The organism is Prosthecobacter fusiformis (assembly GCF_004364345.1).
Classification (GTDB): Bacteria; Verrucomicrobiota; Verrucomicrobiia; order Verrucomicrobiales; family Verrucomicrobiaceae; genus Prosthecobacter; species Prosthecobacter fusiformis.
The window spans coordinates 1-12,004 of record NZ_SOCA01000018.1 but is presented as its reverse complement, the minus strand read 5'-3'; the positions used below and the strand labels follow the sequence as shown (position 1 = coordinate 12,004).

11 protein-coding genes and 1 pseudogene are annotated in these 12,004 nt (G+C 60.0%); 7 read left to right on the top strand and 5 right to left on the bottom strand.

Annotated elements, in window-relative coordinates; all coding sequences use genetic code 11:
- Positions 1-4: 4 nt before the first annotated feature.
- From EI77_RS22430 to EI77_RS22420, 3 genes are all read right to left on the bottom strand, one after another.
- On the bottom strand, positions 5-580 hold the full coding sequence (locus tag EI77_RS22430; protein WP_133797555.1) for a DJ-1/PfpI family protein: 576 nt from the start codon (positions 578-580) through the stop codon (positions 5-7).
- Between the two features lie 133 nt (positions 581-713).
- Positions 714-1,607, bottom strand: a complete 894-nt coding sequence (locus EI77_RS22425) for a sugar phosphate isomerase/epimerase family protein (protein ID WP_133797554.1) — start codon at positions 1,605-1,607, stop codon at positions 714-716.
- Positions 1,608-1,976: 369 nt separating this feature from the next.
- Positions 1,977-3,974, bottom strand: a complete 1,998-nt coding sequence (locus EI77_RS22420) for an Ig-like domain-containing protein (RefSeq protein ID WP_133797553.1) — start codon at positions 3,972-3,974, stop codon at positions 1,977-1,979.
- A gap of 188 nt (positions 3,975-4,162) precedes the next feature.
- Here EI77_RS22420 and sppA point away from each other — a divergent pair, with 188 nt between their 5' ends.
- From sppA to tsaB, 5 genes are all read left to right on the top strand, one after another.
- Positions 4,163-5,179 (top strand): signal peptide peptidase SppA, encoded by a 1,017-nt coding sequence (gene sppA, locus EI77_RS22415; protein WP_133797552.1) that lies wholly within the window; start codon positions 4,163-4,165, stop codon positions 5,177-5,179.
- Between the two features lie 39 nt (positions 5,180-5,218).
- Entirely contained in the window at positions 5,219-6,079 is an 861-nt protein-coding gene (locus EI77_RS22410) for a CPBP family intramembrane glutamic endopeptidase (protein ID WP_133797551.1), read from the top strand.
- Positions 6,079-6,960, top strand: coding sequence for a thiamine-phosphate kinase (locus EI77_RS22405; RefSeq protein ID WP_133797550.1), 882 nt, complete (start codon positions 6,079-6,081; stop codon positions 6,958-6,960). Before EI77_RS22410 ends, EI77_RS22405 begins: the two co-directional genes overlap by 1 nt.
- A 200-nt stretch (positions 6,961-7,160) precedes the next feature.
- On the top strand, positions 7,161-7,592 hold the full coding sequence (tsaE, locus tag EI77_RS22400; RefSeq protein ID WP_133797549.1) for a tRNA (adenosine(37)-N6)-threonylcarbamoyltransferase complex ATPase subunit type 1 TsaE: 432 nt from the start codon (positions 7,161-7,163) through the stop codon (positions 7,590-7,592).
- Positions 7,589-8,233, top strand: coding sequence for a tRNA (adenosine(37)-N6)-threonylcarbamoyltransferase complex dimerization subunit type 1 TsaB (gene tsaB / locus EI77_RS22395; protein WP_166647447.1), 645 nt, complete (start codon positions 7,589-7,591; stop codon positions 8,231-8,233). Before tsaE ends, tsaB begins: the two co-directional genes overlap by 4 nt.
- Positions 8,234-8,412: 179 nt before the next feature.
- Here the strand turns inward: tsaB and EI77_RS22390 are convergent, their stop codons facing one another.
- Together EI77_RS22390 and EI77_RS22385 are read right to left on the bottom strand one after the other, a co-directional pair.
- Positions 8,413-9,210 carry a PP2C family protein-serine/threonine phosphatase gene (locus EI77_RS22390; protein ID WP_166647446.1) on the bottom strand — a complete coding sequence of 266 codons (798 nt, stop codon included), beginning with the start codon at positions 9,208-9,210 and terminating at the stop codon, positions 8,413-8,415.
- A 20-nt stretch (positions 9,211-9,230) separates the two neighbouring features.
- A complete protein-coding gene (locus EI77_RS22385) occupies positions 9,231-10,337 on the bottom strand; it encodes an aldose epimerase family protein (protein WP_243839020.1) in 1,107 nt (368 codons plus the stop codon).
- Positions 10,338-10,664: 327 nt separating this feature from the next.
- Between EI77_RS22385 and EI77_RS22375 the strand changes: the two genes are divergently transcribed.
- Positions 10,665-11,549, top strand: coding sequence for an N-acetylmuramoyl-L-alanine amidase-like domain-containing protein (locus EI77_RS22375; RefSeq protein ID WP_133797546.1), 885 nt, complete (start codon positions 10,665-10,667; stop codon positions 11,547-11,549).
- A gap of 14 nt (positions 11,550-11,563) precedes the next feature.
- Positions 11,564-12,004 (top strand): annotated as a pseudogene (locus tag EI77_RS22370) (hypothetical protein); the annotation flags it as partial.

The following is a 12,004-nucleotide window of genomic DNA, read 5'->3' as shown; positions in this document are numbered from 1 at the left end:
CTTTTTAGATCCCCATCTTCGTACGCTCCGCGTCCAGCGCTTTGATCCACGGCGCGATGAAATGGCCGCTGTCATGATACGTCCGGCCGGAATACATGTGCTGGTCGATCACGCACGGCTCATTCACATAAATACCGCCACAGATTTCCAGGTCGAATTTGCACTTCGCCACCGTGGCCATGCGCAGCCCCTTCACGATGTCCGCCCGCGCTGGGATTTCCACCCCATGGCACACACTGGCGCACGGTTTCTTCTGCTCCCAAAACCACTTCGTGATGCGCAGCAGGTCCGCATCCTCACGAATGTATTCGGGTGCCCGGCCACCGCTGAAAAAGATGCCCACGTATTCTTCAGGATTGATGTCCTTAAAGGCGATGTCCGCATCGATGCTGTAGCCTTCCCACTCCTTCGTGATCGTCCAGCCCGGTTTGATTTCATGGAGCACCATCTGGTACTTCCGTTTTTCCGGCGCGGCCACGACGGGGGTATAACCACCTTCGATCAGGCGGAAAAAAGGATACAGGGTATCAACGGTCTCGGTGGCATCACCGACGATGAGGAGGACTTTGGCTTCAGGCATAGGTAGGGGTAGAGGGGAACGGTTTATTTCAGACTAACAAAATTTGCGAATTAATGAGATGAACAGGATTTCAGAAACAGATGGATGGACTTGGCATCCCTGGTTTTAAAACTGGTTAATCCTGAAAACCTGTTTAAAGAAGACTGTCGAGGTGCTTGCGTGCACGCACGATTTCAGCCGTGGTTTCAGCAGCCGTGGGCAGGATGGGGATGCCGCGTGGCGTCGGGTGCATGAAGATCTCCGTCGGGCCGGTGAAATTCACCTCCTTCAGCGCCTGCAGCAGCGGCTTCCAGTCCAGGTCACCCCGGCCAGGCATCTGCTGCAGTTCCTCGTCCTTCGGCATCGGCTTCATGCAGCCCATGCCATGGCCCCAGGCATAAAACAGCGTCATTTTCTGGTCAATGTGCTTGATCAGGTCCGCCAGTAGCGCCGTCTCCTGCGGCAGGTGATACGGAGCCAGGGCGATGCCGATGCCCGGCAGATCACGGATTTCATCCGCCAGCCAGAGCAGGGAGTCCGGGGTATCAATGATGTTATTGATGTGGTTTTCGATGCCGATCTCCACCCCGTTTTCCGCCGCCAGTGCCGCGTGCGGTTTCATCTGTTCCACAAAGTCCTTCACATTCAGCTTCAGCTGCTCCGGCGTCACCTTGTACTCGCCCTTGCCGCCCGTGACGATGAACTTGCCGCCCAGCTTTTTCAGCACCGCGATTTCCTCCGTCAGGCCGAAGGGCCCCAGATCATAGCGCGTGGTGCCGCCAAAAGTCAGCCCCTGCTCCGCCAGCATCTCCGCGAATTTTTCATGACCGATCGCATCCATCTCTTCGCGCTGCGTGCCATGCTTTTTCGGCCAGAGCTCGATACCCGTCGCCCCCGTCTTTTTCACCTCAGGCAGGATTTCCGTCAGAGACAGATTGCCATACATAGCCGAGGCCAGCATGTAATTCAGCTTCCAGGGTGCAGGCGCAGCCCACACAGGTGCAGCCGCCGCAGCGGCCAGGGATTGCAAGAAATGTCGGCGGTTCATGGTTGTGCCTCATTGAACGGAATTCCCCACCACCTTTCATTCAGACTTTGAATACCCTTCTTCAGATTTTGCGGCACCCTCAAAAGTATCCCGCTCAGTCCCCTGAGCAGAAAGCCACCTCGAAGCCCCCTCAAAGTAGCCCGCTCAGTCCCCTGAGCGGAAAGCCACCCCGAAGCCCCCTCAAAGTAGCCCGCTCAGTCCCCTGAGCGGAAAGCCACCCCGAAGCCCCCTCAAAGTAGCCCGCTCAGTCCTCTGAGCGGAAAGCCACCCCGAAGCCCCCTCCCGCCATCCCCCCATCTCCGCCTCCTCTGCCCCTCTGCAGCCAACCGATGACTATAACGCCCATTTCTATGCAGGGTGCCTTGTTGGCTACGGGGCAACCACCCGAAAAAATTCAGCATCACCATTTGGCGTAAAGCGAAACTCAATCTGGCCAGCTTCATTAAAGAGCACGGCTGGTGCAGACAGGGGCAAAGTCTCAAAGGCGGCAAGACTCGTTGATTTTTGAACTTCCAGCGTCAGCGTGACTTCCCCAGTTGTCGAATTCCTCCTCAGTGCGGCATTCGCATGCAGATCTTGCACCTGGGAGGTAGAATAAAAATCAGCTGCATTCAGATTAGGTTTCGCTTCATGAAGGTTATCAAAAAGCACCGCAACCAAAGCCGCTTGAGTAATTAATGGGTCAAAGCCAAGTGCGCTAAATTTGAATTCTGACACGTCGTTAAGGCCATCACCGTCCGTGTCTTCCTCGGCTGAAAGAACCTTACCCACCAGATCCATCTCAAAGGTGGATGCTGTCTGCGCGCTGCTTCCGATCTGGAGCGTTGCTGTGCGAGTTCCGGACTCGGCACTGACAGGTGCAAAAGTCACCTCAAAGCTCGCACTACTGTTCGGCAAAACCAGCATACTGCTAAGGTTATCAACTGTGAAATCAGCCCCTACCACAGTGGAAGATGAGATTTGGAGATCATCCCCGCCTATATTATAAACTGTAAAAGTCCGGCCACTGGTGTAACCGGCAGCCACGGCCTTCATATTAATCGTTGCGTTGTTCTCCACGACGATATCCACATCGTCAATCACTTTAATTTGAGCTGGCCCCACCAAATACCGAACTAACGCAAAATCTCTGTGTCCTTCAACAGTTAGAGAGTACCCGACCAGGGTCCAACGGTCATCATCTAAGGAGACGAGTGCCGAAACAAACATTTCCAACTCTTCTACCAGAGTCATCACATAACCATCACCACCCAAGGTAGCGTCCATGCTGCCATCAGCTTTTAGCCGTATCATGACCGCATGACGCAACCCATTTAGAAATGCACTCCCGCCTATCATAATTTTACCATCGGCAGTAAGCTGCAAATCGCTGCCTGAGTTATGGCCGTTGCCGACACTTACTGTAGAGATACCGCCGCTTCCGAAGCCTTCATCCAGGCTACCATCTGCTAGATATCGAACCGTAGCTACTGCATCGTTATTGCCAATGCGTGCGGTGCCAGTCACAACTATTTTCCCATCGGATTGCAAAGCGAGCGCAGATCCCTCTGCACTGGTAGTCCCTATCATCGTGGTGATCTTACCTTGGGAACCAAAGCTGGAATCCATGGTTCCGTCCGCATTCAATCGGGCCGTCATGAAGCGATTTTTGCTGAGCACCTGTGCCGCACCGGCAATTAAGATCTTTCCATCGGACTGGACTTTCAGGTCTCGAATTCGGGGACTGCTGTCGAGAACTGCATAGGTGATTCCATCACTGCTGAAAGAAGTATCTAGTGTTCCATTGCTTTGCAGTTGTACAAGCATGCTGGAAGTCCCACCAGCCAACAAGATTTCTCCATCGCTCAGGATAACAAGTTTCCGAGCATCCTCTGCCCCCGAACTGATATTGACGATACCATCCCCGCTGAAGCTTGTGTCCAGACTTCCGTTGGTCAAGTATCGCACGACTCCAATACTGCCAGACCCGTTTACATTTCCATACCTTCCGCCAACCACAATCTTTCCATCTGGCTGTAGCGCGATGCAGTACGCCCTATCGTCACTGCCGAGATTAGTAATCACTTTCCCATCTATGCCGAAAGTTGCGTCTAAACTCCCATCCTCATTGTATCTGACCACTGCAAAATCGAAATTGCCGCCCGAACCCAGGCAAAAACCAGCTACCACCAACTTTCCGTCCGTTTGAACAGCTACATCATTTGCCTCATCTACACCCTCCACACTTAAAGACAAGGAGGTCGTAAGGCTTCCTGTTTCATTGAACGTGCTATCCAGAACACCAGCTGCTGCCCGTGCTTGCGAATGCAATAAGCAACCGAAAACAGCGATACGGATTGTGAGGTGAAAAAGAGATTTGTGATTCATGACAGTGGCGAGACTTAAGCACGCTAATATAGATTCCCTTATCAATCCACTGCTGGAAGGCACATGTATTTTTGATTGTTACGGGCCTCTGCAAAATTAAATTGCTGGCATATCCCCTCCACCCCCAGCCCCCGTATTCTTCCCCTCATTCCTTTTGCGCCGCCTTCCGGTCCCGCCTAGGATTCCCCATGAATCGAACTGTCTATGGCTGTCTTCTCGTAGCGCTCGCCGTGTTTTTACTCGTCAGCGTCTCCCTCAATGTCGTTCAACTCGTCGCCCTCGTCGGTGACCAGATCCCCGGCATGGCCGCCCCCAAGGAAAAAATGACCGAAAAAGTCCAGGTCGAAGGCACCGCCGGCACCAGTGAAAAAATCGTCCATCTGGACCTCGAAGGCGTCATCAGTTCCATGGAGGCCGGCGGCTTTCTCCAGAGCGCCCTGCCCAGCGTGGACATCCTCAAAAACAGCCTGGAGCAGGCCGTCGCGGATGACCGCGTGAAGGCCATCGTCCTGCGGGTCAATTCCCCCGGCGGAGAGGTCACCGCCTCAGACATCATCTATGCCGCCGTGAAAAAAGCGGCCGAGGCAAAGCCCGTCATTGTTTACATGGACTCCGTCGCCGCCAGCGGAGGTTACTACGTCGCCTGCGGGGCCACCAAAGTCATCGCCAGCGAAACCACCCTCACCGCCAGCATCGGCGTCATCATGGCCTCCACCAATTACCATGAGCTCTACGGCAAGGTCGGCCTCAGCTCACAGACCTTCACCAGCGGTGCCTTCAAGGACACCCTCAGCGGCTCCCGCCCCATGCGTGAGGATGAAAAAGCCTATGTCCAAGGCCTCGTGGACACCATGTATGACCGCTTCCTCGGCATCGTCTCGGAGGCCCGCAACGTCCCCAAAGACGTGCTGAGAAACACCGTTGCCGATGGCCGCGTCGTCACCGGCAGGCAGGCCCTGGAGGCCAAATTGGTGGACCAGATCGGCTACATCGAAGACGCCTACGCCCTGGCCCGCGAGCTCGGTGCCGCGCCCGATGCCACCGTGGTGAAATACCAGTCCGTGCCCAATCTCTTCACCGCCCTGGGCCTGGCCTCCGCCAAAGCCACCCCGCCCGCCAAGATGGAGTTGGACCTCACCGGAGCCATGCTGCCAAAGCTGCAACCCGGCATGATGTACTACCTGCCCGGCTCCTTCCTGCACTGATCCTGCCCCCAGGCGACTCCCCGTTTCTCTCCCTTTCCCATGGATGCCCCCACTGCCGGAGTACTGCGCGATATCACCCTCCTGGTCTGGCTGGCCCTTTTGATCGGCATCGCCGCTTACAAATGGGTGCGCCAGACACGCCCGGAAAGCGGCTGGAACTGGAGCGGCCGTGTGGATGCCCGCCCTTACTTGAGCATGGATGCCATTGTCGTGGCCGCCATCTCCATCCTCCTCCTCGGCGGCCTCCAGCAGGCCGTGCCCGGCAGTGCAGATGCCCCCGCAGCGGAGGCAGCCGAGTCCATCGTGGAACTCAGCGCCGGCTCCATGTTTTTAAACATCATGGTCCAGCTCATGATCTGTGCCGTGCTGCTCTTTTACCTGCGCGGCCTGCGGAACCTGAACCCCGTGGAAATCTTCGGCCTCACCCAGCTCCGGCCCGCGCAGATCGTCGGCACCGCCCTCGTCTTCATGCTCCCCACCTTCTTTCTCGTCATGGGAGCCTCCGCAGGCATCAATGTCTGGATGCAGGAATTTTGGCCAAACCTGGGCCAGCAGGATTCCGTGGAGGCCTTCCGCCGCTCCCATGATCCCCTGGCCAAGACCCTCCTTGTCATCGCCGCCGTCGTCATCGCCCCCATTGTGGAGGAGACCATCTTTCGTGGCTTCATCTATGGCGTCATCAAACGTTTCACGGACAGCTTCTTTGCCGCCCTCTGCTCCGCCCTGCTCTTTGCCGTCGTCCACTTTCACATGGGCAGCCTCATCCCCCTGGCGCTCCTCGCGCTCATCTTTTGCGCCGCTTATGAGCGCACCGGCAGCCTCGCCGTCCCCATGCTCATGCATGGTTTTTTTAATGGCACCAGCATCGCCCTGATGCTGCTCTTTCCCGACATGAAGTGATGGAAACCCTGGCAGACATCGGTGAAGACGAGCTCATCCGGCGTCTCGTTCGCGGGTTGAAGCAGGATGCCAGCGTCATCGCCGGTCCTGGCGATGACTGCGCCGTGGTGAAAGGCAGCCGGGACCTCCTGCTGCTGAAAACGGATACCGTGGTGGAAGGCGTACACTTCACCCCAGACACCCCCGGCAGGCTCGTCGGGCGCAAGGCCATGGCCCGCGTCATTAGCGATTTCGCCGCCATGGCCGCCACCCCGCGCCATGCCCTCATCACGCTCATCGCCCCGCCGCAGACCGCGGTTAAAAGAGTGCTGGAGGTCTATGCCGGCCTGCGCGCCATGGCGGAATCCTTCGGCGTCAACATCGTCGGCGGGGAGACCTCCACCGGCAGCCAGCTCATCCTCACCGTCAGCATGACCGGCACCGCGCCTAACCAAAAGTGGGTTTCCAGAAACCGCGCCCGCGCAGGCGATGCCCTGTACGTCACCGGGCGGCTCGGCGGCTCCATCCGCGGCAGGCACCTGCGCTTTCACCCCCGCATGCAGGAGGCGCACTGGATCAGCCGCCACCTTCCCGTACACGCCATGATGGACATCAGCGATGGCCTGGCCAAAGACCTGCCCCGCCTCGCCGCCGCCAGCGGCCTCGGCTTCAGCGTGGACCTGCCATCCCTCCCCCGCAGCCCCGGCTGCACCCCGGAACAGGCCTGGGGCGATGGCGAAGACTACGAGCTCCTCCTCGCCATCTCCGCACGCACCCCCCGCAAGCAGCTCGCCGCCTGGCACACCGCCTTTCCTAAACTGCCCCTCACCCGCATCGGCACCCTCGTGGAAAAGCACGCAGCCCCCCTTGCCACCCCCGGCGGATGGGAGCACTTTCGTTAGCCCATCCCCCCTGGTAGGGACGCGCTGCGCCGCGTCCGACTTTTGCTCCCGACTTCCCGCTTCCCACTTCCCGCGTCCAACTTGACCCATCCCCCTGGTAGGGACGCGCTGCGCCGCGTCCGACTTTTGCTCCCGCCTCCCGCCTCCCGCCTCCCGCCTCCCGCCTCCCGCTTCCCGCCTCCCTCCACCAAGCATCCATCATGCCCGCCCCCGTCCTCCTGCACACCCCTGAAGCCACCCTGGAATGGGGCCGCGAACTGGCGCAGACCCTCGCCCCCGGCAGCATCATCGCCCTCTGCGGCCACCTCGGCGCAGGCAAAACCCAGGTCACCAAAGGCATCGTCAGCGGCCTCGGCTCCACCGCCGCCGTCACCAGCCCCACCTTCACCCTCGTCCATGAATACCTGGACGGCCGCATCCCCATCTTCCACTTCGACCTCTACCGCATGGACAGCCCCCAGCAGGTCCTCAGCGTCGGCTGGGATGACATCCTGGATGAACCCGGCATCGTCATCGTCGAATGGGCAGACCTCTTTCCCGACCTCCTGCCGCCGCACACCCGCTGGTTTCAATTCACAAGCTTGCCCACCGGCGTCCGGCAGGTGATGGAAGGCCCCCTCACCGCATCATGAGCCACCCCCGCACCGTCCTCGCCCTCGACCTCTCCTCCACCCGTGGAGTCATCGCAGTCCTGCGGGATGGCACCCTCCTCTTTGAAGCCGCCTTCACTGCCGAGCGCTCCCACAACGCCCAAGTCTTCCCCCCCCTCAGCCAGGCGCTCGATGCCATCGGCGCAGAGCCCGCCCTCATCGTCATCGGCACCGGCCCCGGCTCCTACACCGGCGTCCGCATCGCCATCGCCGCCGCCCAGGGCATCGCCCTATCGCGCGGCTGGCCCCTCATCGGCTGGCCCTCCATCGCCACCGCCCCCGTGGATACCTATCACATCCTCGGCGATGCCCGGCGCGGCATGTACTACACCGCCGCCGTGACGCATCATTCGTTAGGCCCCATCCAGATCATCGATGCCGAAACCGCCCTCACCCTCACCACCACCGGCGGCCCATGGTACAGCTTCGATAGCAAAGTCCCCCTCTCCCTCCCCCAAGTCACCCTCGTCCCGCCCGATGCCCACGCCCTCGCCCGCATCGCCGCCGCCCTCCCCCCTCAGGACATCCCCCCCCTCACCCGCCTCCCCCTGGAACCCGTTTACCTCCAAGAAGCCTTCATCACCACCCCCAAAAAAACCGGCAAAAAAGTCCCCCAAGCCTAACCAAAAGTCCCGCTCAGTCCCCAAAAAGTAGCCCGCTCAGTCCCTGAGCGGAAAGCCACCTCGAAGCCCCCTCCGCCCTCCTACCCTCTCAACTCCCCCACCCTCCGCCTCTGCATCCTCCGCCCCTCAGCCCCTCTGCGGTTAAATCGATCCCAGCATAACCCCCCCAGCGCCCCTCCTCAAGGCACCTTCACCACCCCCACCGTCGTATTGTCCTGACGGTCGAAATTGATCCGCCGGATCGCAAAGATAATCGCATCCGCGATTTTATCCGCCGTCGTGTTCTTCCCGAAGTGGAGCAACTCCACCAGCGCCTTTTCACTCAGCGTAAAAATCCCGTCACTCGCCGCGATGATGATGTCATCCTGCAGCAGCTTGATCGGATCCGCCGCGAAATCGATCAGCGCCATCGGCTGCCCCATCAGCGCACTCTGTAAAGTATGCCGCCCCGGGTGATGCGCCGCCTCATCCTCCGTCATCGTACCCGCCTTCACCTGCGCATCCAGCATCGGCGTCAGGGAATGGTCCGCATTCAGCCGCGTCAGATTTCCCCGCCGGTATAAAAACAGCGGGGAATCCCCCACACTGATCCACTGCACCTCCTTGCGGCTCACCAGCACAGACAGCATCGTCGTCCCCATCGGCGGCGCCACCGAAGGCATCCGCTCCGTGATGTAGCCCAGCGTCTCATTCGCCGTATCCAGCGCCGTCCGCAGCCGCCAGCTCGCATCCCCCGGGTGCTCATGAAAAGCACGCACAAAGGCATTCACCGCCAGGTAGCTGGCCACACTGCCGCCCGCATGCGCCCCCAGCCCATCCCCCACCACCAGCAGCAGCGTCTCCAAAGGTGCCTCCGTCAGCTCCGCCGCATCCGCGAACGCATAATAATCCTCCTGATTATCCCGCCGCCCCTTATACTGGCGCGCGGCAAAATCCTGCTCCTGCACAAAAGCCGGAGGAATATCAACAGGGATCAAAGGAAGGGGTACAGGGGCAGTCACTCAGCAGAAAATTTAAAGATCGTCGTATGCACGTAAGGCTCCCCAGGCCGCACCACGGCGGAGGGAAACTGTGGCTTATTCGGGCTGTCCGGATACTTTTGCGTCTCCAGGCAGAATCCATGGCGGGACTCATAAACGTGGCCACCCTTGCCCATCACGGCCTTCAGGTGATTCCCCGTATAAAGCTGCACAGCAGGGTCCGTCGTCCGCACCTCCATCACCCGCCCGCTGGCAGGCTCCCGCACCCGCGCCGCCAGCTTCAGGCCCGCACCCTCCAGCACATAGTTGTGGTCATACCCCTTCCCCTGCACCAGCGGCTTGAAGTTCACCCCGATGCGGCTGCCGATGAGCTGCGGCACCGTAAAATCCAGCGGCGTCTCCAGCACACTCTCGATCTCCCCCGTCGGGATCAGCGCATCATCCGTCGCCGTATAAGTCTCCGCCGGGATCATCAGCTCATGCCCCAGCACATCCCCGCTCCCCTCCCCCGCCAGATTGAAGTAACTGTGGTTCGTCAGATTCACCACTGTCGGCTTATCCGTCACCGCTTGGTATTCGATGGCCAGCTCATTCTCCTTCGTCAGGCGATACGTCACCGTACAGTCCAGCTTGCCGGGAAATCCCTCCTCACCATCCGCACTCGTATAGGTGAGCGCCACCGCATCCCCGCCCTCCAGCACCACCCCGCGCCACACCTTCTTATCAAACGCATCCCGCCCCCCGTGAATGTGGTTTTTACCCGAATTCGCCGTCACCTCATACGTCACCCCGTCGATCTCGAACTCCGCCCCGCCGATGCGGTTCGCATACCGGCCCGTGATGCAGCCGAAGTGCGGATGCTTCCCTAGGTAGGGCTCCAGCGTGTCAAACCCCAGCACCACATCCGCCATCGCCCCCGCCTTGTCCGGCACCTTTACAGAAACCAGGATGCCCCCATACGTCATCACCCGCACCTCCATTCCCCCCTCATTCGTCAGCGTAAATAGCTCCACATCCTCCCCCGCAGCCGTCTTTCCCCAGCTCTGGGTGGTGACAGTAGCAGCAGCAGGCAGCGATAAACTCATAAAGGCGAGTGCAGCAGCGAACAGGGCGCAGCGTAACATGTGAAAAGGGTGGTTGTTTTCCAGCAGTCCAGTCTGGCTCCTGCCGCCCACCTGCGCAACACTCGATTCACCCCCCAGTCCTGAGCATCAGTGGTTTATAAATTCCCCATCCTCTTCCCAAAAATCCTGTGAATCCTGCCATCCTGTTAATCCTGTAAAAAAAAACCCTCCCATCCCACCCCCCTCATCCCCCCAAAAGCCCCTCGCACTAAATCCCCCATTCTCCGCCTCCTCCGCCTCCTCCGCCTCCTCCGCCTCCTCCGCCTCCTCCGCCTCCTCTGCGGTAAACCCATCACAGTATAAACCCCGCATCCAACCTTCGCCACCATGACCCGCCGCACCCTCCTCCACACCCTCGCCACCTGCTCCCTGCCCGGCCTCCTCCCCGCTGGCCAGCACCTCCCGCAAAACCTCACCTTCATTGGCGAAAAAAAATTCCACCGCCTCATCGACCGCGCCCTCCGTGAAGACTGGCGCAGCCTCCCTATCGGCCAGCGCATCACCCGCGCCGCCCTCGCCATGGAGGGCACCCCCTACGTTGGCTACACCCTGGAGATCCACGACCACATCGAATCCCCCTCCGCCAACTTCGACGGCCAGGACTGCTGGACCTTTTTCGAGATCGCCCTCGGCATCGCCCGCATGCTCGCCATCAAAAAAGACCGTTACACCCCTGCCGACCTCCTCCACCAGATCGAAATCACCCGCTACCGCAGCGGCACCTGCCACGGCAGCTACCTCGACCGCATCCACTACCTGGACGAATGGTTCACCGACAACCAAAAACGAGGCCACCTCAAAAACATCACTGCCAGCCTCGGCCCCACCGTCCCCCTCGAAGGCCGCCGCATCGATGAAATGACCGTCCTCTGGAAAAGCTACCGCTACCTCAAACACAACCCCGACCTCCGCCCAGGCATGGCCGAGATCGAAGCCCGCCTCCAGCGCCAGCCCTTCCATTACCTCCCCAAAACCGCCGTCCGCGCCATCGAGCCCCGCCTCCAAAATGGCGACATCATTGGCATCGTCACCCACAAGCCCCACGTCTATTGCAGCCACGTCGGCCTCGCCGTCCGCAGCGCCGATGGCGTCCTCCACTTCATGCACGCCTCCTACACCCACAAACGCGTCTTGGTGGATAAATCCCTCTCCGCCTACCTCGCCAGCTTCGAAAGCCATGCCGGAATCGTAGTAGCGCGCCCCCTTGAATGATGCCACACTGCCCCATGATCCTCGCCGAGATTGATCCCATTCAGATCATCATCATCGTCATCGCCATGGGCGCCGGCTTTATCCAGTGGGTCTGGGGCCTGCTCAAACAAAGCAGCGCCGAAAAAAACCGCGACAGCACCCCCTCCCCCACCCCGGAAGAACGCGCCGCCCGCGAAGAAGCCTGGCGCAAACAGGTGGAGCAGTCCCAGCAGCCCAACCGTCCCCAGCGCCCTCAGCGTCCCAACCCCCAGGCCCCGCCCCCCGTCCACCCCGACCCCTGGTCCACCGTGCGCGACGTCTTCGAGCAAATGAAAGAGCAGGCTAAAAAAGCCCAGCAGCCCGACACCCCGCCGCCCCTCCCCCAGCGCCCCGCCCGCGCCCCCGCCCCCTCTTCCTCCCCCGTCTCACGCCCTGCCCGTGGCAGCGTCCGTGCAGATCTGCACCCCACCAGCCCC